The organism is Streptomyces sp. Edi2 (assembly GCF_040253635.1).
Classification (GTDB): Bacteria; Actinomycetota; Actinomycetes; order Streptomycetales; family Streptomycetaceae; genus Streptomyces.
This window is the reverse complement of sequence record NZ_JBEJGX010000003.1, coordinates 4229699-4256667: the sequence shown is the minus strand read 5'-3', so window position 1 is coordinate 4256667 and position 26969 is coordinate 4229699. Positions and strand designations below refer to the sequence as shown.

The 26969-nt window shown below is 69.4% G+C and carries 24 protein-coding genes and 1 tRNA gene; 14 read left to right on the top strand and 11 right to left on the bottom strand.

Annotated elements, in window-relative coordinates; genetic code table 11:
- Positions 1-5: 5 nt before the first annotated feature.
- On the top strand, positions 6-1277 hold the full coding sequence (locus ABR737_RS22080; RefSeq protein WP_350251834.1) for a helix-turn-helix domain-containing protein: 1272 nt from the start codon (positions 6-8) through the stop codon (positions 1275-1277).
- On the top strand, positions 1274-1831 hold the full coding sequence (locus ABR737_RS22075; RefSeq protein WP_350251833.1) for a flavoprotein: 558 nt from the start codon (positions 1274-1276) through the stop codon (positions 1829-1831). Before ABR737_RS22080 ends, ABR737_RS22075 begins: the two co-directional genes overlap by 4 nt.
- Here ABR737_RS22075 and ABR737_RS22070 read toward each other — a convergent pair whose 3' ends face one another.
- The 4 genes from ABR737_RS22070 to ABR737_RS22055 form a co-directional block, all read right to left on the bottom strand.
- A complete protein-coding gene (locus ABR737_RS22070; protein WP_350251832.1) occupies positions 1832-3547 on the bottom strand; it encodes a relaxase/mobilization nuclease domain-containing protein in 1716 nt (571 codons plus the stop codon). It lies immediately after the preceding gene.
- Positions 3544-3885, bottom strand: a complete 342-nt coding sequence (locus ABR737_RS22065) for a plasmid mobilization relaxosome protein MobC (RefSeq protein WP_350256885.1) — start codon at positions 3883-3885, stop codon at positions 3544-3546. Before ABR737_RS22065 ends, ABR737_RS22070 begins: the two co-directional genes overlap by 4 nt.
- A 1101-nt stretch (positions 3886-4986) precedes the next feature.
- Positions 4987-5835 carry a helix-turn-helix domain-containing protein gene (locus tag ABR737_RS22060; RefSeq protein WP_350251831.1) on the bottom strand — a complete coding sequence of 283 codons (849 nt, stop codon included), beginning with the start codon at positions 5833-5835 and terminating at the stop codon, positions 4987-4989.
- A gap of 642 nt (positions 5836-6477) precedes the next feature.
- On the bottom strand, positions 6478-6621 hold the full coding sequence (locus tag ABR737_RS22055) for a hypothetical protein (RefSeq protein WP_350251830.1): 144 nt from the start codon (positions 6619-6621) through the stop codon (positions 6478-6480).
- A gap of 175 nt (positions 6622-6796) precedes the next feature.
- On the opposite strand from ABR737_RS22055, the gene ABR737_RS22050 reads away from it, so the two are divergent.
- The 4 genes from ABR737_RS22050 to ABR737_RS22035 all read left to right on the top strand — a co-directional run bounded on the left by ABR737_RS22050 (position 6797) and on the right by ABR737_RS22035 (position 10959).
- A complete protein-coding gene (locus ABR737_RS22050) occupies positions 6797-7018 on the top strand; it encodes a helix-turn-helix domain-containing protein (protein ID WP_350251829.1) in 222 nt (73 codons plus the stop codon).
- The gene (locus ABR737_RS22045; RefSeq protein WP_350251828.1) at positions 7018-8244 is read left to right on the top strand and encodes a tyrosine-type recombinase/integrase; all 1227 of its coding nucleotides are present in this window, start codon (positions 7018-7020) and stop codon (positions 8242-8244) included. The genes ABR737_RS22050 and ABR737_RS22045 overlap by 1 nt, the downstream gene beginning before the upstream one ends.
- A 172-nt stretch (positions 8245-8416) precedes the next feature.
- Positions 8417-10483 (top strand): GNAT family N-acetyltransferase, encoded by a 2067-nt coding sequence (locus ABR737_RS22040; protein ID WP_350251827.1) that lies wholly within the window; start codon positions 8417-8419, stop codon positions 10481-10483.
- On the top strand, positions 10480-10959 hold the full coding sequence (locus ABR737_RS22035) for an ASCH domain-containing protein (protein WP_350251826.1): 480 nt from the start codon (positions 10480-10482) through the stop codon (positions 10957-10959). Before ABR737_RS22040 ends, ABR737_RS22035 begins: the two co-directional genes overlap by 4 nt.
- A gap of 103 nt (positions 10960-11062) precedes the next feature.
- Here ABR737_RS22035 and ABR737_RS22030 read toward each other — a convergent pair whose 3' ends face one another.
- Both ABR737_RS22030 and ABR737_RS22025 read right to left on the bottom strand, forming a co-directional pair.
- Positions 11063-11809 carry a TIGR02391 family protein gene (locus ABR737_RS22030; protein WP_329128292.1) on the bottom strand — a complete coding sequence of 249 codons (747 nt, stop codon included), beginning with the start codon at positions 11807-11809 and terminating at the stop codon, positions 11063-11065.
- Positions 11810-12159: 350 nt separating this feature from the next.
- Positions 12160-12233, bottom strand: a tRNA-Gly gene (locus tag ABR737_RS22025).
- Between the two features lie 315 nt (positions 12234-12548).
- On the opposite strand from ABR737_RS22025, the gene ABR737_RS22020 reads away from it, so the two are divergent.
- The 4 genes from ABR737_RS22020 to ABR737_RS22005 all read left to right on the top strand — a co-directional run bounded on the left by ABR737_RS22020 (position 12549) and on the right by ABR737_RS22005 (position 15958).
- Entirely contained in the window at positions 12549-12707 is a 159-nt protein-coding gene (locus tag ABR737_RS22020; protein ID WP_016573140.1) for a hypothetical protein, read from the top strand.
- Positions 12708-12859: 152 nt separating this feature from the next.
- Positions 12860-13435 carry a dCTP deaminase gene (gene dcd / locus ABR737_RS22015; RefSeq protein ID WP_129295524.1) on the top strand — a complete coding sequence of 192 codons (576 nt, stop codon included), beginning with the start codon at positions 12860-12862 and terminating at the stop codon, positions 13433-13435.
- A gap of 84 nt (positions 13436-13519) precedes the next feature.
- Entirely contained in the window at positions 13520-14017 is a 498-nt protein-coding gene (locus ABR737_RS22010) for a phosphoribosyltransferase (RefSeq protein ID WP_328385929.1), read from the top strand.
- Between the two features lie 333 nt (positions 14018-14350).
- A complete protein-coding gene (locus ABR737_RS22005; protein ID WP_502964353.1) occupies positions 14351-15958 on the top strand; it encodes a ricin-type beta-trefoil lectin domain protein in 1608 nt (535 codons plus the stop codon).
- A gap of 174 nt (positions 15959-16132) precedes the next feature.
- On the opposite strand, the gene ABR737_RS22000 is transcribed toward ABR737_RS22005, so the two are convergent.
- The 4 genes from ABR737_RS22000 to ABR737_RS21985 all read right to left on the bottom strand — a co-directional run bounded on the left by ABR737_RS22000 (position 16133) and on the right by ABR737_RS21985 (position 21653).
- Complete coding sequence (locus ABR737_RS22000) at positions 16133-17080, bottom strand: Yip1 family protein (RefSeq protein WP_350256884.1); 948 nt, start codon at positions 17078-17080, stop codon at positions 16133-16135.
- A 144-nt stretch (positions 17081-17224) separates the two neighbouring features.
- Entirely contained in the window at positions 17225-17788 is a 564-nt protein-coding gene (locus tag ABR737_RS21995; RefSeq protein WP_350251824.1) for a GNAT family N-acetyltransferase, read from the bottom strand.
- Positions 17789-17860: 72 nt separating this feature from the next.
- A complete protein-coding gene (locus tag ABR737_RS21990; RefSeq protein WP_350251823.1) occupies positions 17861-19183 on the bottom strand; it encodes an FG-GAP repeat domain-containing protein in 1323 nt (440 codons plus the stop codon).
- Positions 19184-19385: 202 nt separating this feature from the next.
- Entirely contained in the window at positions 19386-21653 is a 2268-nt protein-coding gene (locus ABR737_RS21985; RefSeq protein WP_350251822.1) for a heterodisulfide reductase-related iron-sulfur binding cluster, read from the bottom strand.
- Between the two features lie 288 nt (positions 21654-21941).
- Between ABR737_RS21985 and dnaK the strand changes: the two genes are divergently transcribed.
- The 4 genes from dnaK to ABR737_RS21965 are packed head-to-tail and all read left to right on the top strand — an operon-like array spanning position 21942 to position 26117.
- Positions 21942-23798 carry a molecular chaperone DnaK gene (dnaK, locus tag ABR737_RS21980; protein ID WP_159744689.1) on the top strand — a complete coding sequence of 619 codons (1857 nt, stop codon included), beginning with the start codon at positions 21942-21944 and terminating at the stop codon, positions 23796-23798.
- Positions 23795-24445: a nucleotide exchange factor GrpE gene (gene grpE / locus ABR737_RS21975; RefSeq protein ID WP_311626398.1), complete on the top strand. Its 651-nt coding sequence runs from the start codon at positions 23795-23797 to the stop codon at positions 24443-24445. Before dnaK ends, grpE begins: the two co-directional genes overlap by 4 nt.
- A 45-nt stretch (positions 24446-24490) precedes the next feature.
- Positions 24491-25663, top strand: a complete 1173-nt coding sequence (gene dnaJ, locus ABR737_RS21970; protein ID WP_350251821.1) for a molecular chaperone DnaJ — start codon at positions 24491-24493, stop codon at positions 25661-25663.
- 1 nt (position 25664) lies between these two features.
- Entirely contained in the window at positions 25665-26117 is a 453-nt protein-coding gene (locus ABR737_RS21965) for a heat shock protein transcriptional repressor HspR (protein WP_088798603.1), read from the top strand.
- Positions 26118-26270: 153 nt separating this feature from the next.
- Here ABR737_RS21965 and ABR737_RS21960 read toward each other — a convergent pair whose 3' ends face one another.
- Positions 26271-26675, bottom strand: a complete 405-nt coding sequence (locus ABR737_RS21960; protein WP_350251820.1) for a hypothetical protein — start codon at positions 26673-26675, stop codon at positions 26271-26273.
- Between the last annotated feature and the right edge of the window lie 294 nt (positions 26676-26969).

Sequence of the window (26969 nt, the reverse complement as noted above, 5' to 3'; positions counted from 1 at the left end):
CACAGATGGCCGAAGCACAGAGCGAAGCGAGACGGATCGGTGAAGTGATCCGTCAGGCACGCGTGTTACAGCGGCGCTCGCAGAAGAACGTCGCTGCCGCACTGGGGTATCACCAGTCCAAAGTGAGCCGCCTGGAAGCCGGCAGAGGTGCCCAGGACGTCCACATGCTGCGCGAGGTCGCGCGGGTGCTGGACATCCCGCCGCACCATCTCGGTCTCGCTGCTGCTCCGGATGCCACTCCCTCCAACCCAGAGACAGAAGACATGCACCGCCGTACCTTTCTCGCTGCGGGCGTCGCCGCGCTTGCGGCCCCGACCACTCCCGCCGGCGCACACCAGGACCTGATCCAGTCCCTTCTCCCCGGCCCGAGCCCGGCGGCCACAGACCCCGTACCGGACCTGCCGGAGATGCGAGATCACGTCGCCGCCGCACGCCGCCTCTTCTGCACCTGCCACTACACGCAACTGGAGCGCACGCTGCCCGGACTGATCGGGAAGCTCCGGCAAGCCATCGGCGAATCCCCCGGCTCGACCGACCTGTCCGCACTACTGGCCACGGCCTACCAGACCTCGGCAAGCCTGCTGCTCAAACAGAGTGATCACGGCAACGCCTGGCTCGCGGTCGGCAGGGCCATGGCCGAGGCCGAGCGCTCCGGCGATCCGGTGGTACTTGCGTCCAGTGTCCGAGTACATGCCCACGTACTCGCCCGTGACGGCCACACCGCCCAGGCCATCACCCTCGTCCGGCACACTGCCGACCAGCTCACAGGTGCGTACGACCAACGCTCCCCGAAATACCTCGCCGCGCTCGGCCTGCTGCTCCTGCGCGGCGTCACCGCTGCCAGCACCGGCGACGACCGCTCCGCCACCCAGGATTTCCTCACCGAGGCGAAGGAAGTCGCCCGCTATGTCGCGCTGGACCGTCCCGATGCCTGGGCCAATTTCAGCCCGACCAACGTTGCCCTGCACGGGGTCAGTGCGGCCGTTGCCTTCGGCGACGCGGGAATCGCCTTGCAGACCGCCCGACCCCTCATGCGTCGCCACATCCCTGTGCCCGAGCGCCGTGCTGCCCTGTGGGTCGAATCCGCCCGCGCCTACAGCCAGCAGGGCCGCCTCGCCGACGGCTACCAGGCTCTGCGCATCGCCGAGAGCTGCGCGGCCCAGGACATCCGCCGCCCGGCCGTCCGGGAGCTGGTCGCCGACATGGCCGCCCGCGACCGCCGTCGTACCCTGCCGGAACTGCATCACTTCAGCCGTCGACTGGGAGTCCCCGCGTGAGCGATCAGCCTGACCAGCAGACCAAGAAGCCGTTCCTGTACGTCGTCGTATGCGCGTCCGGAATCGCCGACGACGTCGGCAAGCTGATCACAGCTGCGCAGGAGGCGAACTGGGACGTGGGCGTCGTCGCCACCCCACAGGGCCTCGGCTTCATAGACACGACGGCGGTCGAAGCGCAGACCGGCTACCCCATCCGCTCGGCCTGGCGCTCACCCGGTGATCCCCGGCCCCTGCCGCCCGCCGACGCCATCGCGGTCGCCCCGGCCACGTTCAACACGATCAACAAGTGGGCGGCCGGGATCTCTGACACCTTGGCCCTGGGCATCCTGTGCGAGGCGTACGGCTTCGGTATTCCGACCGCCGTCTTGCCGTATCTGAACTCGGCCCAGGCCGCCCATCCCGCGTACCGGCAGAGCTTGGACCGGCTGCGCGAGATGGGCGTCCTGATCGGTGGGTACGAGCCTCACCGGCCCAAGGCCGGCGGCGGGGCCGACCACTTCCGGTGGGAGGAAGCGCTGGAACTGCTCGCCCCGAAGGTGCCGGGGCGGTCGTGATCACCGGAGTCGTGGCTGCGGCGCCTCCTGGTGGACGACTGTCGCTGCGGCAGGAGCAGCAGGGGGACTGCTGCGTGGACGCTGCGGCCGGGGTACGGACGTGGTCGGGGCGATGTACCCGAGGTGGTGCAGTCGCCAGACCAGGACGTCACTGATCGACTCGGCGCTGCCTAGTTCACGCTGCTGAGCGGCCTTAGTCAGCAGGGCGACGGCGTCGTGGCCGGCACCCTTGGCCTGGTCGAGAACAGCAGTCAGCGCGTCCCGGCCAGGCTCAGCTTCGAGGCGGTCGGCGAGGTGGGGGAGCGCGGCGCGGATCGTGGCGGCGTGACGCCCCCGGGCCGGGCCGGGCAGTCGCTGTCCGTAGGTGCGCATGGCGGCCAGTGGACCGGCGGCAGTTGCCTGGTACGCGGCGCGCAGGCGGTCTGCGGCCTGTTGAGCGGCCTCGGCCTGTTGGGCATGGCCGCGGGCAGCGTGCCAGCGGGCAGCGCCGATGACGGCCAGGATCATGACGTCGAGGACCAGAGCGGTGGCGGCACCGTCCTGACCGCTGCCGAGCGCGGTCCCAGAGTGGACGATCTGGTTGGCCGCGCGACGCAGGGCGTACATCTCCTCATTCTTGGCGCGGATGTGGGAGCGAGCGGCGCGCTCGAAGTACCGAGCGGCATCTCGCAGTTCTGCCTGTGTGGGGCCGAGCGAGGTTTGGGCGAGGGCGTCGAGGACCTCGCCGACTCCGATCAGCTGGGCCGCTGTCGCGCTGTCGTCGTCGGACGACATCGACACCAGTGCGGAGCCAGTGGCCTCGGCGGCGAAGTGGCGGGCGCGGACGGGCGCGGAGGCTGCGCTGCGTTCCAAGACTGCGGGAGGCTCGGGCATGTCCGTCGTGGCCGCCAATCGCTTGCGGATCCTGGGCAGGGACAGGTCCGGGGCGAGCTTGGAGCCGGAGAACCAGACCGGCTCGTTGTCTTTGTTGCGGTCGCCGACCATGGCGACCGAGTAGCCGAGCACGTCGCCGGAGGGCGCGATCCGCTTCTTGACGCGTACGCCTTCGGCGGCGAGCCGGTCGAAGAACTCGCTCTCGTCCATGGCCCCGGCCAGCGCCCGATGGACGCGTTCACGAAGGAGGTCACGTGAGGTGGCGTCCTGACCGCGACGTTCGGCCTTGTGGCGCTCGGCACTGGTGGGGCGCTTGGCGGCGGTGCCGTCCCCGGGCGCGATGCGGCGGAGGCCGTAGTCGGCCTCGATGCGGCGGGCCTCGGCCTGGGCGCGGTGGGCTTCGTTGTGGAGGCGTGGGCGGCGGCCGTCGTCGCGGACGAGGGTGGCGATGATGTGGATGTGGTCGTCAGCGTGGCGCACCGCCGCCCACCGGCACGCGGCTTCGTCGCCTTCCGGCGCGATGCCGGTAGCGGCGACGGTTCGGTGGGCGATGGCGGCCCAGTCTTCGTCGGACAGGATCGGGTCCTCGGGGCTGGCCCGTACGGAGATGTGCCACACGTGCTTGTTGGGGCGGCGGTTTTTGGGCAGGGCGTTGATGGGTTGGTCGAGCAGGCGCTGCAGCTGCTCGTAGGTGGCGTGGGGGTCGCGGCCGGGGTCGGGGGTGAGCGGGCCGAAGGCAGTGACCAGGTGCGGGTCGATGTGTTCCTCGTGGGTGCCGGGGCCGTAGAGGTAGCGGATCAGGCCGATCGTCTCGCTGCCGCGCTTGTGGATGCTGGGGATCACGCCGACTCGCCGCCGTCGCGGTGGGCGAGGAGGGCATCGGCGGCATCCTCCATGCGGCGGGCCGCGTCGTGGACCGCCTGTGCGGTGGCGTCGAGATGGGGTGTGTCGGCGCCGGAATTGAGGGCCTTGGCGACCTGGTTGAAGAGGCCGTGGATGCGGCCCAGGTGTCGGCGGGCGGCGAAGATCTCGTCGATGACTTCCCGTTCGGTGGCGATCTCGGCGGCGGTGCGGGTCAGGTCGCGGGCAGCCTTGTCGACGGCGTAGGCGAGGAAGGCGGCGTTGGCCATCTTGCAGTGGGCGGCTGCGGCGGTGAAGCGCGCGTACTCGGGCTCGTTCATGCGGCAGCTGGGCTGGCGCAGACGCTTGAGCGGCTTCGGCTGACGGGCGCGCTGACGCTTCGGCGAGAGGGTCTCGGCCTGCCGTCCCTCTCCAGGCTGCGGTCCGCCCTCGGCCGCAGCTTGCCGGTCCGGTGCCCCCTGGCGCCGGTCCGCTCCCGCCACCCCCGGGGCGGGAGAACCGGGAGCATTGCTCCCGGTACAACTTGCTCCGCTGGTGGTGCTGTTGCGGTCCTCCTGGCTGTCGTTTTGGGAGGTGGCCTCGTGGTTCGTGTTGTGCACTGAGTTCTTTTCCATGGGTGTGGGAGTTCGGTGTGGGCGGGCGTTGCGGCGGCATGGTCCGTGTCCGCTGGTCGGTGGGGGACGCGCAGGGAGCCATGCAGCGCTCGGCCTCCGGCCGTGGTTCGCAGCGCGGGTCGAGGCTGCTCGTCCCGAGCTCGGTCTGACATTGCGAGAGTCGGGGACTCGGGGACCGGGCGGGGACGGTCCCCTGATGGTTGGTCCCCCGTTGTTGGGGACCGAGTGAGGACGGTCCCCGATCTCCCGGTCCCCGGGAGATCGGGACAGTTCCGTGGCGCGCTGAGCAGGGTTTCGCGGGTGTCGGTGCTGGGTCCGCGTCACTGCTGGCCTTGGGGGCCGTGCTGTCACGGTTCCTTCCCCGGTCCCATCTTCGACGGTCCCCGGTCCCCGGTTTCGGTGAGCTCGGTCCCCGCGCGGGTTCCCGTCGGGGACCGCGTCGGGACGGTCCCCGACGGGACCGGACTGTCGAGCTGCCGCTGGGGACCGGGGACCGTGTGGAGCCGTCGGCTGAGGCGGTCCTGTGCGTTCATCCGGTCGGGGACCGACGGGCTGCCGGTCAAGCGGACCTTGCCCTGCTCTCCCTCCTCGCGTGCCATGCCTCCCGGGGCAGAGACATGTCAGTGGTGGCCGGCGCTGGGGCGGCGCGCGACCATCTACTGCACGAGCCGCGACGCAGCTGCGGGCCGGTGCCCACGGATGCTCGCGCGATGGCCACCGACATCCGGTGGGCGATCAGCCGCCACGCCAGCTCCGGCGCCGCTTGGGCCACGGAGGCGACTGCGCGACGTTCCAAGGCACGGCGGGTTACTCCGTTTCCGCCGGCTCGTCGAGGGCGGCGAGGAGGGCTGCGGTGTGTGCTTCGGCGCGAGTCATGCCGCCCGCCAAGGTTGAGGTGGGAGCGCCGCCGGGCAGGGCGCGCAGATGCGGGTGCCCGGGGGTGGGGGTGTGTTCGCGGGCGATCCAGGCGCGCCAGTCGGCGGCCCACGCGGCGGCGGTGCGCGGTATCCCGACCGCTCGGTAGGAGCGCCACTTCTCGTCGGCGGTGCGCAGGGCGTGATCGCCGAGCCGGGCGAGGTGCCCCTGGTGCTGCAGCCAGGCCCGGGTGTCCTCGTCGATCTGCCATTGGGTGGCGGGGATGAGTGGGGCAGAGCTGCTGCTCTTACCGTTCACCTTCGGTTCACTACTGTTCTGGGGGTCGGAATCCGTGCCCCCTGAGGGTTGGGTTCCGTGCCCCCCGGGGGTGGGATTCCGTTCCCCGGGGTCAGATTCCGGTCCCCCTTCGAAGGGGGCGGCAGGGTCGGATTCCGTCCCCTCGGGGGTTGGAATCTGTTCCCCCTGGAGGGTCGGATTGCGGCCCTCCTCGATGGCTTGGTCGGCGAGGAATCGGGCGGCGGCCGGGAGGTGGTAGTAGGTCTCTCCACGGGGCCCCTTGCGGCCCGTCAGCTGCTCCAGCTCGCCGGTGGCGACCAGCTTGGCCAGGGCGTCGCGCACGGCGGTACGGGAGGCGTTCGCGCGCTTCATGAGGGCGGGCAGGGACGCGTAGGCGACGCAGCCGCGGTCTACGCAGCGGTCGGCGATCAGGGTGAGGACCATGCGGGCGGTGCCCTTGCTGGTGCTGTGGTCCCACACCCATTCGCGGGCGGCGTAGCTCATCGGTGATGGCTCCTTGGTCGGGGGCGGGGAGGCACGGCGAGCCCTCTTCGGGCGAAGCGCAGGAGGAGGCGGCACACGGTTCCGGCCCGAACGTGCCGGGAAGGGCCGCGGAGGCAGGAAGGTGGGTTCGCCGGCTCCCGGATTGGCATGCCGGAATCTCTCATGGCCCTGAACTGGCAGCCCGGGACGGATATCCAAGACAGCCACAACGACGCCGCGCAAGTCCAGTATTCCGCTGGGGAATGGGGCAGCTGGCAGCGAACGCATTCTGAGCGGCGGTTCCAAAACGATAGACCCGGATTGGCCGTTGCCGAAATCAGTTAGGCACCAGGTCGAGCCAGAAGGATCACATCGGGAAACCGTTGACCCCCGCTGCGGAGCAAGCTACAACACAACACCCCACGTCAGAGAGCTTTCTGATGGCCAGCGCAGCAACATCCGCCGACGCCCAGAACCCAGTTCGGAGGTCACTCCCGGTCGCGCGCCGGGCGAAACATAGACGACGATCGGCCGTTAACCAAACCGGCGATCGCGAGTTATAACTGAGCCCATGGCAGTGCGACCCCTTGAAATCGGTCTGGCAGGAATCCGGACCGCCCGCAATATCGGAATTCTCCGCACCGAACGCGGTCCCGCCTAGCGTCAGCTGGGCGCATCGCCGTCCTCGGCCGCCCGATGTCCAACACGACGCACTCCCGCATTGAGTACGCCCAGCGCCGCCACGGCGTCGTCGACCTGGGCACCGGCGCCGACGCTCTCCGCGTCCCGCCCCGCGCCCTCCTGCAAGGCGCGAACGCCTCGCAAGTCCGGTTCGAAACACCGGGCCGATCTCCCCCGTCCGTAACCCACGCCCAAGGCGCCGTGCCGGGACACCCGACCCCCGCGCGCCAGAAGAGGAACCTCCTTGCACCAACCCGTCATGCCCTCCGTTGGCATCCACCACCGGCCTGGCACAAGGGAGATGAGCCACCAGCACGGCCGTCTCCTTTCCGTGCCCGAAGCTGCCGAGCGGCTCGGCACAGGCGTGCGTTTCGTCCGCCGCCTCATCCAGGAACGCCGGATCACGTACGTCAAGGTCGGGCGGCATGTCCGCATACCCGAGGCCGCACTGGCCGCGTACATCGAGGCCAATACCGTGCAACCCGCCCGCCGTACGCGCTCCCACCACAGGCTGGCGGCCTGATGGCCCGCAAGCGCAAGCCGCAGCGGCGGCGATACGGATCCGTGCGCCGGCTTCCCTCGGGACGCTGGCAGGCCCGCTACCCGGATACCAACGGAGACCTGCGCGCAGCGCCGGAGACGTTCGAGACGAAGATGGACGCGGAGGTCTGGCTCAGCCAGACGGAGGCGGACCAGACGCGCGGTGACTGGGTCGATCCGTACGGCGGTGCCGTCAACTTCCATGAGTACGCCACGAAGTGGATCGACGAGCGAGGACTCGCCGAGACCACGGACGAGCTCTACCGCAGGCTGCTGCGCCTTCACCTGGCACCCTTCTTCGACGAGCTGGACGTCAACGAGATCAGCGCGGCGAAGGTCAGGACCTGGCGGGCCGAACGCCTGAAGGCCACGGGCGCAACCACTGTCGCCAAGTCCTACCGCCTGCTGAAGGCGATCATGGAGACTGCTGTCGACGACGACATGATCAAGAAGAACCCGTGCCGGATCCGTGGCGCGGGCAGGGAGGAGGCCGACGAACGGCCGGTCGCCACCGTAGGGGAGGTCTTCGACCTCGCCGACATGATCGGGCTGCGCTGGAGGCTGATGGTCCTCCTCGGCGCCTTCGCCTCGATGCGCCCGGAGGAGCTGGCGGAGCTGCGTCGCAAGGACGTCGACCTGGACGAGGAATCGGTCTGGGTCAAGCGCGCCGCGCCGGAGCTGACCACGGGCAAACGGGTCATCGGCGATCCCAAGTCCCGTGCTGGCAAACGGGAGATCGTGCTGCCGCCATTCGTGCTGACCGATCTGTGGCAGCACCTGGACTGGTTCGCCGAGCCGGGGCCGGAGGGTCTGGTCTTCGTCGGGGAGCGCGGGGCGCCTTTCCGCCGGTCCACCTTCGGGCGCAAGTTCCGTAAGGCGCGGAAGAAGGTCGGTCTGCCCGACGACTTCCGCTTCTACGACCTGCGGCACACCGGCAACACCCTGGCAGCGGACACCGGGGCCAAGCTGAAGGACCTCATGGTCCGCGCCGGTCAGTCCAGTGAGCGGGCGCAGCTGATCTACCAGCACTCCAAGAAGACGCATCAGCGCAAGATCGCCACCACCATGGACGCCGACGTGCGCCGTCAGCGTCAGGAGGCGACCGAGCGCGGGGAGCAGGTGGGAGAGCTGGCGACCGTCCATCGCCTGGCCGTTCGAACCAGCACCTCTGAGGCACCAGAGGCGTCGACCGAGCTGGCCGAGCGGTAAAGAGGCTGATCGGTGGCCTGGGCCGGGTCGACGAGAAGTCGGCCCGGCCTTTGCCGTACCCATTTCTCGTCCGCCCTTGATCGAAGGCGGTCTTGGGCTGGCGTGTCTTTCCCTGTATGTACTGACACGAGAGCCGAACTGGCCAGTGGCAAGTTCATTCGGAGGGGGACTCATGGCGATCAAGATCCTGCCTGTGACGGAGACACAAGCCGAGTTAATCGATGCAGCCGTGGCCTTGGGCGACCGCTACACCAAGACGCTCGGGTTGCTCACGCCACCCGCGTACCGCAAGCACGCGAGCGACGGCGGGCTGCTCGTCGCGGTCGACGAGGGCGAGGTGGTCGGGTACGCGCTCTTCGGGCTCCCGAAGCGGAGCCCCCATGTCCGGCTCGCCCACTTGTGCATCGCGAAGGAACACCGCGGGAAGGGCGCGGCACGGCTGCTGGTCGAGGAGATCCGGCGCAGGCATTCGGATCGGCTGGGGATCAAGGCGAAGTGCCGCCGTGACTACGGGCTCAGCGATATGTGGACGAGCCTGGGCTTCGTTCCGCAAGGGGAGGTGCGTGGACGCGGACAGGACGGGGAGACCCTGGACGGGTGGTGGCTCGACCACGGCCACCCGGACCTCTTCGCCGATGTGGAAAGCGAAGCGCTCTTGGTCGTGACCGTGGACCACGGCGTGTTCGCCGATCTGCGGGGGCGGTCACCGGCGAGCGAAGCGGCACAGTCACAGGCTCTTGAGGCCGGCTGGTTGGCTGACCTCATCGAAATCGCCTTCACGCCGCAACTTCTGCACGATCTGCGGGCCATCGCCGACACGGCGGAGCGCAAGCATCAGAGGGCTGCCTCCCACGGGTTGCGTCGGGTCATCCCGGATGCCGAGGCGGTGGCATCACGTTGTCACGAGTTGCTGGAGGCGGCCCGGACGTCCAAGGTTCACGACCTGCCCGCCGACTCCGAGCTGCTGCCACGCCTGCAGTACGTGGCCGAGACCTCGTGCGCCGGCCTGCAAGTTCTTGTCACCCGGGATCCACTGCTGATGCAACTGGCTGATGTTGCCTGGAGCGTCGCCAGGGTCAAGGTGGTGGCACCGTCGGCGGTGACGCTGCACGTGGACGAGTTGCGACAGGCGCAGATGTACCGGCCGGCCGACCTCATGGGCACGGAGTTCCGCGCCAGTAAGGTCTCGCCCGGGGCAGAGGCCGAACTCGTCGCATTCTTCGACCAGACAGGGGACGACAGAGGCTCGGCCTTCGCCAAGCGGCTGCAAGCCTTGGCTGCGGACACGGTCGTGTGGAACCGCGAACTGCTTCGTGACGGGCAAGGCCGCCCGGTCGCGCTCTACGCATGGGCGATGGATGGGCGCACACTGAGTGTGCCGGTGCTGCGGACCGCGGCGCACCCCCTGGAAGAGACTCTCGCGCGGCAGCTGCTGTTCTCAATGAAACGTCTCGGGCGGGAGTGCGGGGCCCAAGCTGTACGAGTCACCGATGCTTTCCCGTCGCCCGCCACCAAGACGGCGGCGGGTGATGACGGCTTCTTCGAGCACGATGGCAGGCTGGCGTCCCTGCTGGTCGACGTCTGCGGGACCGCCCAAGAGGTGGCAGTCGTCGCCGGTGAGGCGGCCCGTGAGCTGGGGCGTGAGGAAGCGGCACTCGAAGCCGGATTGCCAGCCGAGGTGGCCGGCTTCGTCGAGCGCGCCTGGTGGCCGGCGAAGGTCGTGGACTCCCTGATGCCGTCCTTCCTGGTGCCGATCGAACCCCGCTGGTCCACCGAGCTGTTCAACACCCCTGCGACGCTGCTGCCACGCCCCGATGAACTGGGGATCAGCAGGGAACACGTCTACTACCGTTCCTCCGGGCGCCGTGGCGAGAGCGTCCCGGCGCGCCTGCTCTGGTACGTCAGCAGGGGCTCCTCCTACGAGGAGGGTCAAATGGTCATCGGATGCTCGCAGTTGGACGAGGTCGTGATCGACGCACCGGATGCCCTCCACTCGAAATTCGAACACCTGGGCGTATATGGTCGGGAGCAGGTGCGCGCAATCGCCCGCGGCGATGCTTCAGGCCGTGCGATGGCCTTGAGGTTTTCGGATACCGAGATCTTTCCGAGGACGGTGCCGCTGCGGCGATTGAAGTCACTGGCTCAGGGCCTGGGACTACAGTTTTCGCTGATGTCGCTGTCGAAGATCAGCAACAGGCTGTTCCAGGCGGTCTACGAAGAGGGACACCGAAGGACGTGAACGATCTGGACCGCGCGATGCTGCTGTCCGTACACCCCCGCTTCGCCACTGCGATCCTGGCGGGCAGCAAGACGGTCGAGGTGCGCCGACAGCGCGTCGCCGCACCGCCCGGCACCACCGTCGTCCTCTACGCCACCGCCCCCACGATGGCATTGGTGGGGTTGGCGCGCATCGCTGCGGTCAAGGTCGGCTCCCCGAGGGAGGTGTGGAGCGCGCACCGGAGCCAAACTGGCATCAGTCGAAGGGAGTTCGACGAGTACATGAGCGGTGCCACTCAGGCCAGCGGACTGACTCTCGAAGAGCCGCAGCCCTTCGAGGAGCCAGTGCCGCTCAGCGCTCTGCGTGCCGCTGGGACCTTCCACCCGCCACAGAGCTACCGGTACCTCAAGGGCGAAGCGCTGAGGCAGGTAGCCGAAGCCTCGCCATCCGCAGGTACGGTCCTCCGCGGAATTCTGGGAGACCCCGTACTGGTGTAGACGGGATCTTCGCCGGGCTGACGACACGTCGGCCTGGCCCTTGTCGCACCCGCCTCTGTTCTGTGACACCGAAGGCACAGTTGAATGACCTGTGGGCCAGCGCCTACTGGGATTTCCCGGATTGGCGACGCTTGGCCCGCTCGACCTGTCGTAGCAGTAGGTCCGCGAACTGAATGATCTCGGCGGCCTCGATCGGGTCGTCAAAGTCGATGGTGCGATGGCTTGAGGGGTTCTTATACGCACCCATGGCGCCGGCGAACAGGGCCGAGGCTGCTTCCTGCTCGCCGCCCTCTGCTCCGGCATCAGCGAGCACGCCACCGGCCTTGCCGTTCTGGTGTGGCTGGAACGCGGCACGCATCAGCTTCACTCCGACCAGGGAATTGTCGAGACCGGAGGCGTCCCGCACGGCCACTTCCACTGCCTTCATCGCGCCGAAGCAGGCCAGCTCGTAGTCTCCGAGGTTGAAGGTGGTGCGAACCGTCCCTTCGAGGTGGGGATGCAGCGGCCCCGACAGCCGTTCGCGAGCTTCGAACTGAACTATCCCGGCCGGGTCCTCCGCCAGCTCCTTGCCCTCCCGAGAGACTCGTCGGAAGGCGTCGGACTGCGTGTGGTCTCGTGACAGCAGGGCGCGTGACTCCAGCCACGTCCAAGCGTCCGCAAGCCCGTCCAGTAGTGCGTCTTCATCGGGCTCGCTCTGGAAAGCCTGGCGTGCCGAATTGACCAGCCCGCCGAACTGAAGATGTCGGCTGTTGCTGTCCGTGAGGTGCTGCAGGAGGAGGAGCGCGACGTCTCTGGTGGGCAGCTGGCGGATCTGCTCCGCAGGGACCGGCGGCACGTACGTGAAGGTCATGGCCGCACGCTAGAGCCGTGCACTGACAGCGCACCTGGACTTTCGCAGTTCTCGCGCAACCAGAGGGCGCTCGACGCTCGATGGCATGCGTTCAACCGCAGACGGTGCAGAACGGTCTCGGCCGTGGCTATTCGCAGGTGCATCGTTGCAGGCCACCCAGCGGTATGTGACGGAGGCCACGTAGATCGCGTCTCGCGATTCGAGATGACGGACGATCAAGTCGCTGCAGAGGGGGTTGCGGGCGCCAATTCGGCGCGGTAATCGGTGCGTTATGGCACGCGAATGGCACGCAGCCTAAAAATGGTCTAGACGACAAACAAGCCCCAGGCCATTGATCTGGGGCTTCCGTATGGAGCGGGTGACGGGAATCGAACCCGCGCTCTGAGCTTGGGAAGCTCATGTTCTACCATTAAACTACACCCGCGCAATTCCGCCTCGGCTTGAGGGCGGAACATCGTCGCACACTCTACCCCATTGCCGCCTCGCGGTGCATTTGGCGTGCCCGGGCGTGGTGTGCGGGGGCGTGCGCCGGGTGGAGTGTGGGGGCGTTGGGGGCGGTGTGTCGGGTGTGGGGTGTGGGTGTTTCCTGGGTGGGGTGCGGGTGTCCTGCTGGGTGGGATGCGGGTGCCCGGTGCGGGAGTTGGGGCGTACGGTGGGGCCTCGGAGTGCCGCGTGTGAGGGCGCCCAGTTCATCCCCTAATGTGGCTTTTGTTGTCCACGCAGTTGGGAGAGGGACTTGATGGAGCGCACCGTCGTACGTTGTGCCGAGGGCCACGTGTTCAGCACCGCTTCGTTCCCGATGCAGACCACCGACCGGCTCGGCCCCGGACGGCTGTTGCGCTGCCCGCGCTGTGCTCGGCTGCGGCACTCGGTGCCCGTCGAGCACGCCAAGCGGTAGCGATCAAGAAGACAGGAAAGAGCTGCGCCGCCCCGTGAGCGGGGCGGCGGCAGAGCAAGCGCGACGAGGAGTGGGCAGGGCCCGGCTTCCCAGGTGGGGAGCCGGGCCCTCGTCGTGCGAGGGTGGCCGGACGGGCGCGTATCCTCGTCTGCGTGCTTCTCTCAGACAAGGACATCCGGGCCGAGATCGACGCTGGTCGGGTACGCATCGACCCCTATGAAGAGTCGATGGTGCAGCCGTCCAGCATCGACGTGCGGCTGGACCGCTATTTCCGGGTGTTCGAGAATCACCGCTATCCGCACATCGACCCCGCCATCGAGCAGACCGACCTGACGCGCGAGGTCGTGCCCGAGGGCGATGAGGCGTTCATCCTGCACCCGGGTGAGTTCGTGCTGGCCTCGACGTACGAGGTCATCACGCTGCCCGACGACCTGGCGTCCCGGCTGGAGGGCAAGAGCTCGCTGGGGCGGCTGGGGCTGCTGACGCATTCGACCGCCGGCTTCATCGACCCGGGGTTCAGCGGGCACGTGACGCTGGAGCTGAGCAATGTCGCCACGCTGCCGATCAAGCTGTGGCCCGGGATGAAGATCGGGCAGCTGTGTATGTTCCGGCTGACCTCGCCGGCCGAGCACCCGTACGGCAGTGAGAAGTACGGCTCCCGCTACCAGGGGCAGCGCGGTCCTACGCCGTCCCGGTCGTTCAAGAACTTTCACCGGACGCAGGTATGACACAGCCGCTCCGGTGTGGGGGGCGCGCTCGACAGGGCGGGCGCGTGGCAGAGGGTGTGCACACGGAAGGTCTGAGAGAGATACGTGAGTGACGTGCGGGAGAACCTGACGTACGAGCGGTTCGGTGGGGCGATCCGCGAGCTGGCGCAGACGATTGCCGATGACGGGTACGAGCCCGATGTCGTGCTGTCGATCGCCCGTGGCGGGGTCTTTGTCGCGGGAGGTCTGGCGTACGCGCTGGACTGCAAGAACATCCACCTGGTGAATGTGGAGTTCTACACCGGGGTGGGGACCACTCTGGAGATGCCGGTCATGCTGGCGCCGGTGCCGAATGCGATCGACTTCTCGGAGAAGAAGGTGCTGATCGCCGATGACGTCGCCGACACCGGTAAGACGCTGAAGCTGGTGCATGACTTCTGCCAGGGGACCGTGGCGGAGGTCCGCAGCGCGGTGATCTACGAGAAGTCGCAGTCGCTGGTGAAGTGCGAGTACGTGTGGAAGCGCACGGACGAGTGGATCAACTTCCCGTGGAGCGTCGAGCCGCCGGTGGTGCGGCGTGAGGGGCAGGTTCTCGACGCCTGAGGCGCCGGGCCGGGCCCGACCCGGTCGACCCGCTCGACCCGGTTGACCTGAGCCCGTTGACCCGAGCCTGTTGACCCGACTCGGGCGACCCGGGCGATTCGGCCCGGGCGCTCCGGACGGCTCGACCCCGGCGACCCGCTCGACCCGGGGCCGATCGCGCGATCACCGATTACCCTCCCCGGTAAGGGAGTTGGCGGTCGGGCGGGCCAGGTGTGCCCGGTCGGCCGGGTGCGTTGCCCTGCGCTGGTTTCGGCCAATCCCGTTCCGGGTGTTCCGCTGCTGTCCTACCTGCGAGTACAACCCGCGGTAACAGCAGACCGGAGGGGAGGCCCCATGGTGCGTGCGAGACGTGGGCGGTGGGCGTTACGCGGGCAGTGGGCGTTACGCGGGCGACGGCTGAGAGGCGGCGTGACGGTCTCGGTCGCGGCGTTGGCCGTGGTGTTCTGCGGGGCAGCGGGCGGGGCGAGTGCCGCCACCGGCACCGGCACGGCAGCACGCCCGGCGTCGGCCGGGACCGGCGCCGCGGCCGCCAAGCCGTTGGCGCCGGAGCTGGAGAAGATCCGGGCGCGGGAGGCGGCCACCCTCTACGGGGATCCGGCCGTGCGGCCCCTCGGGGAGCGGAAGACCTCGTTGATCTCGCTGGGGGACAGTGAGATCTCGGGGGAGGGCGTCGGGACGTACGAGCCGGGCACGGACGGGCCGGCGAACTGGTGTCACCGGTCGCCGGACTCGGCGATCCACCGGACCGGTATCGCGGCGGATGTGACGTACAACGCGGCCTGCTCGGGCGCGGGCACCGGCAACATCGTGATCGGCGGCAGCAAGCAGTACGCCGATGAACCGGTGCAGAGCGACGCGCTCGCCATCGCGGCCCGTAACACCCGGCTGAAGATGGTGCTGCTGGTCGCCGGTGCCAATGACGATCTGCAGTTCGGGCCGGTGATGACGGACTGCGTGGTGCGCTGGTTCACGCTGCAGGGCACCTGTGAGCCGAAATACCAGCCGGGCTGGCAGGCGCGGGTCGACGGGCTGGTGCCGAAGGTCGAGCGGACGGTCGGCGATCTGCGGACCGTGATGCGGGACGCGGGCTATGCGGACGGGGACTACCGGCTCGTGGTGATGTCGTATCCGAGTCCGATCGGGCCGGATGTCGAGGACAACCCGCACTACCCGGGGAAGCTGCCGGGCGGCTGCACGGGCTACACCTCCGACGCGGGCTGGGGGCGCAATGCCGCCGTGCCGGCCTTCGAGAAGGGGATGCGGAAGGCCGCACGGGAGGCGGGGGCGAGCTACCTCGACGCCTCGCGGCTGTTCCACGGGCACGAGGTGTGCATGGAGGACACCTGGGCCCGTGGGCTGTATGTGAATCTCACCAACCCCATCCCGCCGGACTCGAATTCGGTGCGGCAGTCGTTCCATCCCAACGCCCGCGGGCACCGCGCGTTCGCGTCGTGTCTGACCCAGCTGTACGACACGGGGCTGCGCGAGGCCTCCTGCGCCGATCCCGCGAGCACCGGGCAGCCGAAGCTGTACGCGGGGGCCTGGGACGAGAGGTACCGGCCGCTGCGGAACGCCGGTACGGGCAGCTGCGTGGACGCGGCCGGCGCATCCAGCCGTAACGGGACGGCGGTCGGCGGCTGGGACTGCCACGGCCAGCGCAACCAGGACTGGTGGTACGACGAGGAGCAGCGGGCGGTGCACGTGGGGCTGACGCAGGACCGGTGCCTGGACGTGCCGGGCGCGCAGTACCGGGTCGGCGCAGGCCTGGTGCTGTGGAACTGCTCGGGCGCGGCCAACCAGCAGTTCGTACGGGACGGCGGCGGCACGATCCGGCCCGCCGCCGCGCCGTCGCTCTGCCTGACGCTGGGCGCGGCGAAGGATGCGCTGCGGTTGCAGGGGTGTGACGGGTCGGCGGGGCAGCGGTTCACGCAGGGAGCCTGAGAGGGCCTGAGGGAGCCTGAGGCCGCGGGACGAGTGGGGCCCCCGTAGTACGGCGAGCGGCCCGTCGTCCACAGCGAGCGGCCGTCGTACGCCGTGCGGCCCGTAGTACGGCAAGGGGCCCGCCCCGGAGAATGGTGCTCCGGAGCGGGCCCCTTGCTGTGGCCGGTGCGGCGTTTACAGGGTGCCGAGCTTCAGCAGGGCGAGCAGGGCGACCAGCTGGATCGACGAGGCGCCGAGGGCCTTGGGCCACGGCAGATCGTGCGTCTTGCTCACCATGGAGGTCAGCAGGTAGCCGCCGGCGAGCCAGGTCAGCCAGCCCAGGACCTGGACCAGCGTGCTGTCGCCGCCGAGGAACATCGCGAAGAGCAGCCGGGGCGCGTCCGAGATCGTCATGATCAGCATGGCCAGGCCGATGGTCGGCTGCCAGGGGCCGTCGCCGCCGAGCTGGCGGGCCAGGGTGTGGGTGACCGCGCCCAGGATCAGGCTGCCGATGATGAACATCGCGGCGGTGATCCCCACCCACGGGATGCTGTTGGAGAGGGTGGCGTTCAGCACATCCTCGCGGGCCTTGTCGAAGCCGAAGACCGCGAGCAGGCCGTAGACGAAGGCGACGATCAGTGCCGGGGCCCACACCGCGTGGTCACGCATCTGCCAGAACGTGGGATCGGGGCGCAGCACGATGCCGGACAGCAGCTGCTTCCAGTCCAGCCGGGGGCCGGACGGCGGCGCGGTGGTCTGGCCGGCGCGGTAGGTGCCGCCGTCCGCGTACGCACCGTCGGCGCCGTTGTCGTACCCGGCCGGGGGCGGGCCGTAGGCGTCCGGGGTGTCGCCGACGCTGAACTGCTGGGTGTGGCCGGGGTTGTTGTCGTTCGAGTACGGCGCGTAGGCCTGCTGCGGGGGCGGGTAGCCCCCGTCGCCGAAGTACTCGGGCTCACCGTGCTGCCCGTGCGGTTGTGGCTGCCCCTGCGGCCCGCCGTACTGCTGCGGTGCCTGCTGCTGCCACTGCCCGTGCGGCGGCGGGGGCTGCTGCCCGTACGGTGCTTGCTGCCCGTACGGCGCCTGCTGCCCCTGGTGCCCCTGCTGTCCGTTCTGCGCGGGGCGGGTGTCCCGTCCGCGACCCATCCTGAATCCAGCCACATAGTCGAAAGTACCTGGTCTGCGGGGGCGGGGTGGCCGGGCAGGGGGATCGGGCGCCGGTTTGCATCTGACCTGTGACATCCCTTAGGGGGCGTCTCCTTGGTCTCCGGTGGGCCCGGGCGGCATCCACTAAGGGGTTCCCCGAGGGACCCGCGGGCCCGGGACCGGGGTCCAGCGGAGGGTGAGGTCCGGCAGGTTCTCCATGTTGCCGCTGCCGTCGTCGACGGCCACGACCCGGAAACCGTGGTGGGCGTAGAACGCCCTTGCTCCGGTGTTGAGTTGGAAGACGTGCAGGTGCAGGCCGTCGGGGCGGTGCCGCCGCGCCGCGGCGAGGAGGAGGGTGCCGATGCCGCGCCGCCGGACGTCCGGACGGAGGTAGAGCTGGTCGAGCAGGTCGCCCTGTACGGCCGCGTAGCCCAGGAGCTCGGGGCCACGGGTGGCGACGAAGGTGTGACACTGCGGCAGCACGATCTCCCGGATCCAGCGGGTGACCTCGTCGTGGGTACGGCGCTGGGGCGGCAGGTAGGGCATGGTGGCCTGCCGTGACGCCTGGTGGACGGCCGCGATCGCGGGGGCGTCGGTGGGGAGGGCGAGCCGGACCGTGACGGGCGGGGCGGGCGGCGTCTCTCCCGGTGCGGAGCGCGTCGGGGCGCCCGGATCGTCAGCCGTGTCCCTGCCCGTGTCTGTGTTCATGGCGTCATGCTCGGATGCGTTCCGGCGCCGGGCAAGTGTATTAGCCACGGACCACAATCTGCCGACGGGGCGTCAGGAAGCCGTGAAGTCCGCCGTGGTGAAGGAGAGGACGGGTCGCGCGGCGAGGCCTGACGGGCCGCCGGGGAGGACCGTCACCCTGTCGTGGGTGCGGCCGCGCCGGGTGAACAGGACGAGGTCGGCGCGGTGGTCGCCGTCGAAGTCGGTGAGGGCGAGAACCGTGGAGTACGGGCGCCCGGTGCCGGGGAGGCGGGGCACGGGGAGGCGGCGGGCGGTGGCGGAGAGCCCGTTCGCGGTGCCGCTCAGCAGGGCGGGGCGGGTGCCGCCGATCACAAGATCCGGGTGGCCGTCGTGGTCCGCATCGGCGGCGGCGAGGGTGGGAACCCCGCCGGTACCCGTACGGATCTTGCCGGGGCGGCCGCCGACGGACAGCTCACCGCCGGTGTCGACGGTGACGGAGGTCACCCCCCGCCCGGCCCCGGCGAAGCGCCCGAAGGCCGTGGCGTAGCCGGGCGGGTAGGCGGCCGGGCCGGCCCTGAGCGGGCCCCGGGGGCCGCCGAGGGCGAGGCGGCTGCGGGCGCGGCGGCCGGGGCCGGCGGAGCGTACGAGAAGGTCGTCGGCGCCGTCGTGGTCGATGTCGGGAGACGGCGCGAGGGGCCCGGGGGCGGCCAGGGCGGTGCCGGGGACGGGGAGCGGGGCGCCGGCCGCCGCGGGGGCGCCGGTGCGGGTGAACGGCCCCTTCAGGTAGCTGATCCGGGAGCCGGAGGCGGTGACGGCCAGGTCGGATGCGCCATCGCCGTCGAAGTCGCCGCAGACCGGCTGGTCGGGCCATTCGTTGCCGAACCGCGCCCGGTCGGGGATGCGGAGCTTCACCGCCCGGGCGGAGCCGAGGCCCCGGGGCGAGCCGAAGAGCAGCTGGACGGGGACGGGCGGGCGGCCCACGCCGTCGTAGGGCGGGTCGGTGGTGACGACGAGATCGCTGAAGCCGTCCCGGTCGAGGTCGCAGACGGCCTCGGCGTCGAAGGCGGCGGGGACGGCCGTGCCGGTGCGGGCGGCGTTCCGGGCCGGGGTCAGCAATTCCCTGGTGGCCGGGGCGAGTCCGTGCGCGGAGCCGTAGAGGATGCCGATGCCCGGGTCGTCGTCGCGCCCGCCCGCGGCCGCGAGCAGGCTGTCGAGGACGAGATCGGGGTGGCCGTCGCCGTTGAAGTCGCCGGCGGTCTTGCTGCCCCGGCCGGCCGGGACGGGGCGCGCGGCCGGCAGCGACGAGGCGCGGTGGGGCGCGGCGCGGCGCGTGTCGCCGGAGGGGGAGAGCAGGCCGCAGGAGCCGAGAAGGAGGGCCAGCCCGAGCCCCGCTGCCGTGGCGATCCGTCTGCGCATTCCGTCCCCACCCCGTCCGTACCGCTGTTGTTGTTTCGTGTGGTGCCGTGCCGTGCCGTGCCGTGTCGTCGTCCGCGGCCCGGTGTACCCGGGGTGCCCGCCGTCCTGCCCTGCCCGTCCGCGCCCGCGGTACGGAACCGCCGACGGCCGGCCCCGTGCAGAGCAGGGGGCCGGCCGTCGGTCAACGCGCTGGTGCGCGCGGTTACTTCACCGGTTCCGGCTCCGGCGCATCCTCGGTCTCCTCGTCGCCCGCCGGGTCGACGGGGGTCTTGACGGAGTCCAGCAGCAGCTGGGCCACGTCGACGACCTGGATGGATTCCTTCGCCTTGCCGTCGTTCTTCTTGCCGTTGACCGAGTCGGTGAGCATGACCAGGCAGAACGGGCAGGCCGTCGAGACGATGTCGGGGTTGAGCGACAGGGCCTCGTCGACGCGCTCGTTGTTGATGCGCTTGCCGATGCGCTCTTCCATCCACATCCGGGCACCGCCGGCGCCACAGCAGAAGCCGCGCTCCTTGTGGCGGTGCATCTCCTCGTTCCGCAGGCCCGGCACCTTGGCGATGATCTCGCGCGGCGGGGTGTAGACCTTGTTGTGGCGGCCCAGGTAGCAGGGGTCGTGGTAGGTGATCAGACCCTCGACCGGGGTGACGGGGGTGAGCTTGCCCTCGTCCACCAGGTGCTGGAGCAGCTGGGTGTGGTGGATGACCTCGTACTCGCCGCCCAGCTGGGGGTACTCGTTCGCGATGGTGTTGAAGCAGTGCGGACAGGTCGCGACGATCTTCTTCGACGCCTTCGGCTTCTTGGTCGACTCGTCCTCGTCGTCCTCACCGAATGCCGCGTTCAGCGTCGCGACGTTCTCCGCGCCGAGCTGCTGGAAGAGGAATTCGTTGCCCAGACGGCGCGGGGAGTCACCGGTGCACTTCTCGTCGCCGCCCATGATCGCGAACTTCACGCCCGCGATGTGCAGCAGCTCCGCGAAGGCCTTGGTGGTCTTCTTGGCGCGGTCCTCCAGGGCGCCGGCGCAGCCGACCCAGTAGAGGTATTCGACCTCGGTCAGGTCCTCGATGTCCTGGCCGACGACCGGGATCTCGAAGTCGACCTCCTTGGTCCAGGCCAGCCGCTGCTTCTTGGCCAGCCCCCAGGGGTTGCCCTTCTTCTCCAGGTTCTTGAGCATCGTGCCCGCCTCGGACGGGAACGAGGACTCGATCATGACCTGGTAGCGGCGCATGTCGACGATGTGGTCGATGTGCTCGATGTCGACCGGGCACTGCTCGACACAGGCGCCGCAGGTGGTGCAGGACCACAGGACGTCGGGGTCGATGACGCCGTTCTCCTCGGCGGTGCCGATCAGCGGGCGCTCGGCCTCGGCCAGCGCGGCCGCGGGCACGCCGGCCAGCTGCTCGGCGGTCGCCTTCTCGTTGCCCTCTTCGTCCTTGCCGCCGCCCGCGAGCAGGTACGGCGCCTTGGCGTGCGCGTGATCGCGCAGCGACATGATCAGGAGCTTGGGGGAGAGCGGCTTGCCGGTGTTCCAGGCGGGGCACTGCGACTGGCAGCGGCCGCACTCGGTGCAGGTGGAGAAGTCGAGCAGGCCCTTCCAGGAGAAGTGCTCGACCTGGGAGACGCCGAACTGGTCGTCCTCGCCCGGGTCCTCGAAGTCGATCGGCTTGCCCGCGCTGGTCATCGGCTGCAGTGCGCCGAGCGCGACGGCGCCGTCCGCCTCGCGCTTGAACCAGATGTTGGGGAAGGCCAGGAAGCGGTGCCAGGCGACACCCATGTCCGTCTTCAGCGAGACCGTGATCATCCAGATGAAGGAGGTCGCGATCTTGAGGCCGGCGAAGAAGTAGGTGAGGTTCTGCAGGGTGCCGAGGCTCATCCCCTTGAAGGCCGCGACCAGCGGGTACGAGAGGAAGTACGCCGGCTCGTAGTGGTCGACGCCGTGCAGGGCGCCCTCCAGGGCGTGCAGCGTCACGATGCAGATGCCGACGATGAGGATGACGGACTCGACGAAGTACGCCTGGCCGGTGTTGGAGCCCGCGAAGCGGGACTTGCGGCCCGCGTTGCCGGGGCGGCTCAGCTGGCGGATGACGATCAGGACGATGATGCCGACGGTCGTCAGCGTGCCCATCGCCTCGACGTACATCTCCCACGGCAGCCAGTCGCCGATGACCGGGATCAGCCAGTCGGCCTGGAAGAGCTGGCCGATGGCGTTGACGATCGTCAGCAGCAGGGTGAGGAAGCCCACCGCCACGAACCAGTGCGCGACACCGACGACGCCCCAGCGGTTCATACGCGTGTGGCCGACGAACTCCCTGGCCACCGTCACGGTCCGCTGGACGGGAGCGTCGGTGCGGGTGCCTGCGGGCACCGGCTGGCCCAGTCGCATCTGGCGGTAGATCTGCAGGAGGGCGCGGCCGAACAGCGCCACGGCGACCGCGATGAGCACCAGCGACACGATGATCGCGGCGAGTTGCATGGGAGGCTCCTCGTACCTGCGAGAGCGGAAACGGAGTAACTACTAAGCGGTAACTTTTTTGGTCTGCCGCTGAGGTTACCCATTCTCCCCCGCGCCATGAAGCCGCCCGGCCGGTGATCTGCGTCGCGAAGGCAACCCTGTGTACACCCCCGGCGTCTTGGGCCCCGAAGCCTGGTGACGATAAGAGCGACATAAAACTTGAGTCCACCAGACTCAGGTCTGTTGACAGGTTTTCCTCGGTACTGCACTCTTGAGCCTGTTCCACTCAAGTCAGCTGGAGGAATTGAAATGGCACGTGCGGTCGGCATCGACCTGGGCACGACGAACTCCGTCGTCAGTGTTCTCGAAGGCGGTGAGCCCACCGTCATCACCAACGCCGAGGGCGCCAGGACCACGCCGTCCGTTGTCGCCTTCGCCAAGAACGGCGAGGTGCTGGTCGGCGAGGTCGCCAAGCGTCAGGCGGTCACCAACGTCGACAGGACCATCCGGTCGGTCAAGCGTCACATGGGCACCGACTGGAAGATCGACATCGACGGCAAGGGCTTCAACCCGCAGCAGATGAGCGCCTTCATCCTGCAGAAGCTCAAGCGCGACGCCGAGTCGTACCTCGGAGAGAAGGTCGTCGACGCGGTCATCACCGTTCCGGCCTACTTCAACGACTCCGAGCGCCAGGCCACCAAGGAGGCCGGTGAGATCGCGGGCCTCAACGTCCTGCGCATCGTCAACGAGCCCACCGCGGCGGCCCTGGCCTACGGCCTGGAGAAGGACGACCAGACCATTCTGGTCTTCGACCTCGGTGGCGGCACCTTCGACGTCTCGCTCCTGGAGATCGGCGACGGCGTCGTCGAGGTGAAGGCCACCAACGGTGACAACCACCTCGGTGGTGACGACTGGGACCAGCGCGTCGTCGACTACCTGGTCAAGCAGTTCCAGAACGGCCACGGCGTCGACCTGGCCAAGGACAAGATGGCGCTGCAGCGTCTGCGCGAGGCCGCCGAGAAGGCGAAGATCGAGCTGTCGTCCTCCACCGAGACGACGATCAACCTTCCCTACATCACCGCCTCCGCCGAGGGCCCGCTGCACCTGGACGAGAAGCTCACGCGCTCGCAGTTCCAGCAGCTCACCTCGGACCTCCTGGACCGCTGCAAGACGCCGTTCCACAACGTGATCAAGGACGCGGGTATCAACCTGTCCGAGATCGACCACGTGGTCCTGGTCGGCGGCTCCACCCGTATGCCCGCCGTCGCCGAGCTCGTCAAGGAGCTGACCGGCGGCAAGGACGCCAACAAGGGCGTCAACCCGGACGAGGTCGTCGCCATCGGCGCCACCCTCCAGGCCGGTGTGCTCAAGGGTGAGGTCAAGGACGTCCTCCTGCTGGACGTCACCCCGCTGTCCCTCGGTATCGAGACCAAGGGCGGCATCATGACCAAGCTCATCGAGCGCAACACCACGATCCCGACCAAGCGGTCCGAGATCTTCACGACGGCCGAGGACAACCAGCCGTCCGTGCAGATCCAGGTCTACCAGGGCGAGCGCGAGATCGCGGCGTACAACAAGAAGCTCGGGATGTTCGAGCTGACCGGTCTGCCGCCGGCGCCCCGTGGCGTCCCGCAGATCGAGGTCTCCTTCGACATCGACGCCAACGGCATCATGCACGTGACCGCGAAGGACCTGGGCACGGGCAAGGAGCAGAAGATGACCGTCACCGGCGGCTCCTCGCTGCCGAAGGACGAGGTCGACCGGATGCGCCAGGAGGCCGAGCAGTACGCGGACGAGGACACCAAGCGCCGCGAGGCCGCCGAGACCCGTAACCAGGCCGAACAGCTCGTCTACCAGACCGAGAAGTTCCTCAAGGACAACGAGGAGAAGGTCCCCGGCGAGGTCAAGACCGAGGTCGAGGAAGCCCTCACCGAGCTGAAGGAAAAGCTCAAGGGCGAGGACACCGCCGAGATCCGCACCGCCACCGAGAAGGTCGCGGCCGTCTCCCAGAAGCTGGGCCAGGCCATGTACGCCGACGCCCAGGGTGCGGCCGGTGCCGAGGGCGCCGCGGGTGCCGAGGGCGCCGAGCAGGCCAAGGCCGAGGACGACGTGGTGGACGCCGAGATCGTCGACGACGAGAAGCCCAAGAAGGACGGTGCCGCGTGACGGAGGAGACCCCGGGCTTCGACGAGAAGCCCGACGTCCCTTCCGACGCCGCTCCCGAAGACGCGGCGCAGGCCGAGTCCGCCGACAAGGCGGGCTCGGCCCCGGCCGGGGACGTAACGGACGTAGCGCTCCAGGCGCAGCTGGACCAGGTACGTACGGCGCTCAACGAGCGCACGGCGGACCTCCAGCGGCTCCAGGCGGAGTACCAGAACTACCGCCGTCGGGTGGAACGGGACCGGGTCACGGTCAAGGAGATCGCCGCGGCGAACCTCCTGTCCGAGCTCCTTCCCACCCTCGACGACATCGGCCGTGCCCGTGAGCACGGTGAACTGGTCGGCGGCTTCAAGTCGGTGGCCGAATCGATGGAGACCGTGGTCGCCAAGCTGGGTCTGCAGCAGTTCGGCAAGGAGGGCGAGCCCTTCGACCCGACGATCCACGAGGCACTGATGCATTCGTACGCACCGGATGTCACCGAGACGACGTGCGTGGCGATCCTGCAGCCCGGGTATCGCATCGGTGAACGAACGATCCGCCCCGCGCGGGTCGCCGTCGCCGAGCCGCAGCCGGGTGCCCAGGGCGCCAAGTCCGCCTCCGACGAGGACCCCAAGGCTTCGGACGAGGAGAGCGGTGGCCCGGACGAGGGCTGACGTGAGGACAGAGAGTAAATCCGTGCGGGAGGAGGGACGTCGGGGATGAGCACCAAGGACTTCGTCGAGAAGGACTACTACAAGGTCCTCGGCGTCCCGAAGGACGCCACCGAAGCGGAGATCAAGAAGGCGTACCGCAAGCTCGCCCGGGAGTTCCACCCGGACGCCAACAAGGGCGACGCCAAGGCCGAGGAGCGCTTCAAGGAGATCTCCGAGGCCCACGACGTCCTGGGCGACACCAAGCGCCGCAAGGAGTACGACGAAGCGCGCACGCTGTTCGGCAACGGCGGCTACCGGCCGGGTCCGGGCGGCGGCGGCTCCTTCAACTTCGACCTGGGTGACCTCTTCGGGGGCACGCCCGGTCAGGGGAGCGGGGGCGGCGGCTTCGGCGGCGGGCTCGGGGACGTCTTCGGCGGCCTGTTCAACCGCGGCGGCGCCGGTACGCGTACCCACGCGCGCCGCGGCCAGGACATCGAGTCCGAGGTGACGCTCAGCTTCACCGAGGCGGTCGACGGGGCCACGGTCCCGCTGCGGATGTCCAGTCAGGCGCCGTGCAAGGCGTGTTCGGGCACCGGCGACAAGAACGGTACGCCGCGGGTCTGTCCGACCTGTGTCGGCACCGGCCAGGTCAGCCGGGGCGCGGGCGGTGGCTTCTCGCTCACCGACCCGTGCGCCGACTGCAAGGGCCGGGGCCTGATCGCCCAGGACCCCTGCGAGGTCTGCAAGGGCAGCGGCCGGGCGACCAGTGCCCGCACGATGCAGGTCCGGATCCCCGCGGGCGTCTCCGACAGTCAGCGCATCCGGCTGCGCGGCAAGGGCGCTCCGGGCGAGCAGGGCGGCCCGGCCGGCGATCTGTATGTGGTCGTGCATGTCGACGCCCACCCGGTCTTCGGCCGCAAGGGCGACAACCTCACCGTCACGGTGCCGGTCACCTTCCCGGAGGCCGCGCTCGGTGGTGAGGTCAAGGTGCCGACGCTGGGCGGCCCGCCGGTGACACTGAAGCTGCCGGCCGGCACCCCCAACGGACGCACCATGCGTGCCCGGGGCAAGGGCGCGACCCGTAAGGACGGCACCCGGGGTGATCTGCTGGTCACCATAGAGGTGCTGGTCCCGAGCGACCTCAGCGGCAAGGCGAAGGAGTCGCTGGAGTCCTATCGCGAGGCGACCGCGGGCCCGGACCCGCGGGCAGAGCTGTTCCAGGCCGCGAAGGGAGCTTGAGATGGACAGCCGGGGCGGGCAGCGTCGTAACCCGTATGAACTGACCGAAGAGTCGCCGGTGTATGTCATCTCCGTCGCGGCTCAGCTCTCCGGACTGCATCCGCAGACCCTTCGGCAGTACGACCGGCTGGGACTGGTCTCGCCCGACCGCACGCCCGGGCGGGGCCGCCGCTATTCGGCCCGGGACATCGAACTGCTCCGTACGGTGCAGCAGTTGTCCCAGGACGAGGGCATCAACCTCGCCGGTATCAAGCGCATCATCGAGCTGGAGAACCAGGTCGCGGCCCTGCAGCAGCGGGTCGTCGAACTGCAGGGCGCCCTGGAGGGCGCGGCCAGCGCGATGCAGCAGCGGGAAGCGGCGGTGCACGCCTCCTACCGGCGGGATCTGGTGCCGTATCACGACGTGCAGCAGACCAGCGCGCTGGTGGTGTGGCGGCCCAAGCGGCCGGAGTGATCCGGCAGGCCGGGGCACGGGCACCCGGCGCATGAGGTGGCAAAGGGCCGGGGAAACCCGGCCCTTGTCGCGTTTTGCGCGCGGTGTGCGGTGTGTGGGGCGACGTGGTGTGCGGGGTGTCGTGGTGTGCCGCCCGCGTACGGCCGCGTCCGCTCAGCAGCCGCTGTACCCCGCCGTCGGCATCGACAGCCGGCGGTGCACATGCGACTTCATCGCCAGGGTGTAGACGGGCTCGTCGAGGTCGGTGGTCTCCAGGCGCACCCCGGCCTCGGCGCACCGTGCGGTGAACTCGGCGGTGCCGTCGATGGCGTTCTCCAGTGCCCGGCGGTTGGGCGCCACGAACACATCCACCAGGCCCGCTTCGACATCGCGCCACAGTGCGCCGTGATCGGCGCGCAGGTGGTGCAGGCTGAGCCGGCAGGTCAGGTGGTAGTCACGGGCTGCCGCCCACTGTGTGCACATGTCGTGCTGGCCGCGGTCGTCGACCAGGAACGGATCCTCGTCCAGCTCGGACAGCGGCATCAGGCAGGCGATCGCCGTCACTCGGACCGAGTTCATCGTGCCCTCCGGGGCGTGGCGACTGTGGGGGCGACGATACCCCCGCGGACGGCCCGTGGAGGAGGGGCTGTACCGGGCGGCGAAGCGTAACCGCAGGCGTGGCAGATCTTCCAGCCGTCCTGGCTGACGGCCAGTTGGCCGCCGCAGCGCGGGCAGAGCTCGGCGTACGGGTGCGGCCGGGTGGGGGACGGACGCCCGGGGGACGCACGGCCCGGAGCGGTCGTCACGATGCGCACTGCCGACGCCATGCGGCCTCCAGCTGCCGTCTTTTGCCTGGGGCAGGCCCGATGCCGT

Bases quoted from the DNA above. Each gene is read 5' to 3' on its own strand.
- ABR737_RS22005 (WP_502964353.1), top strand. From the start codon at position 14,351: ATGGTGCGTGCGAGACGTGGGCGGTGGGCGTTACGCGGGCAGTGGGCG.
- ABR737_RS22060 (WP_350251831.1), bottom strand. From the start codon at position 5,835: ATGAGCTACGCCGCCCGCGAATGGGTGTGGGACCACAGCACCAGCAAG.
- ABR737_RS21985 (WP_350251822.1), bottom strand. From the start codon at position 21,653: ATGCAACTCGCCGCGATCATCGTGTCGCTGGTGCTCATCGCGGTCGCC.
- dnaK (WP_159744689.1), top strand. From the start codon at position 21,942: ATGGCACGTGCGGTCGGCATCGACCTGGGCACGACGAACTCCGTCGTC.
- ABR737_RS22080 (WP_350251834.1), top strand. From the start codon at position 6: ATGGCCGAAGCACAGAGCGAAGCGAGACGGATCGGTGAAGTGATCCGT.
- ABR737_RS21965 (WP_088798603.1), top strand. From the start codon at position 25,665: ATGGACAGCCGGGGCGGGCAGCGTCGTAACCCGTATGAACTGACCGAA.
- ABR737_RS22020 (WP_016573140.1), top strand. From the start codon at position 12,549: ATGGAGCGCACCGTCGTACGTTGTGCCGAGGGCCACGTGTTCAGCACC.
- ABR737_RS22045 (WP_350251828.1), top strand. From the start codon at position 7,018: ATGGCCCGCAAGCGCAAGCCGCAGCGGCGGCGATACGGATCCGTGCGC.
- ABR737_RS21960 (WP_350251820.1), bottom strand. From the start codon at position 26,675: ATGAACTCGGTCCGAGTGACGGCGATCGCCTGCCTGATGCCGCTGTCC.
- ABR737_RS22050 (WP_350251829.1), top strand. From the start codon at position 6,797: ATGAGCCACCAGCACGGCCGTCTCCTTTCCGTGCCCGAAGCTGCCGAG.
- ABR737_RS22065 (WP_350256885.1), bottom strand. From the start codon at position 3,885: ATGAACGAGCCCGAGTACGCGCGCTTCACCGCCGCAGCCGCCCACTGC.
- ABR737_RS22030 (WP_329128292.1), bottom strand. From the start codon at position 11,809: ATGACCTTCACGTACGTGCCGCCGGTCCCTGCGGAGCAGATCCGCCAG.
- dnaJ (WP_350251821.1), top strand. From the start codon at position 24,491: ATGAGCACCAAGGACTTCGTCGAGAAGGACTACTACAAGGTCCTCGGC.
- ABR737_RS21990 (WP_350251823.1), bottom strand. From the start codon at position 19,183: ATGCGCAGACGGATCGCCACGGCAGCGGGGCTCGGGCTGGCCCTCCTT.
- ABR737_RS22000 (WP_350256884.1), bottom strand. From the start codon at position 17,080: ATGGGTCGCGGACGGGACACCCGCCCCGCGCAGAACGGACAGCAGGGG.
- ABR737_RS21995 (WP_350251824.1), bottom strand. From the start codon at position 17,788: ATGAACACAGACACGGGCAGGGACACGGCTGACGATCCGGGCGCCCCG.
- ABR737_RS22040 (WP_350251827.1), top strand. From the start codon at position 8,417: ATGGCGATCAAGATCCTGCCTGTGACGGAGACACAAGCCGAGTTAATC.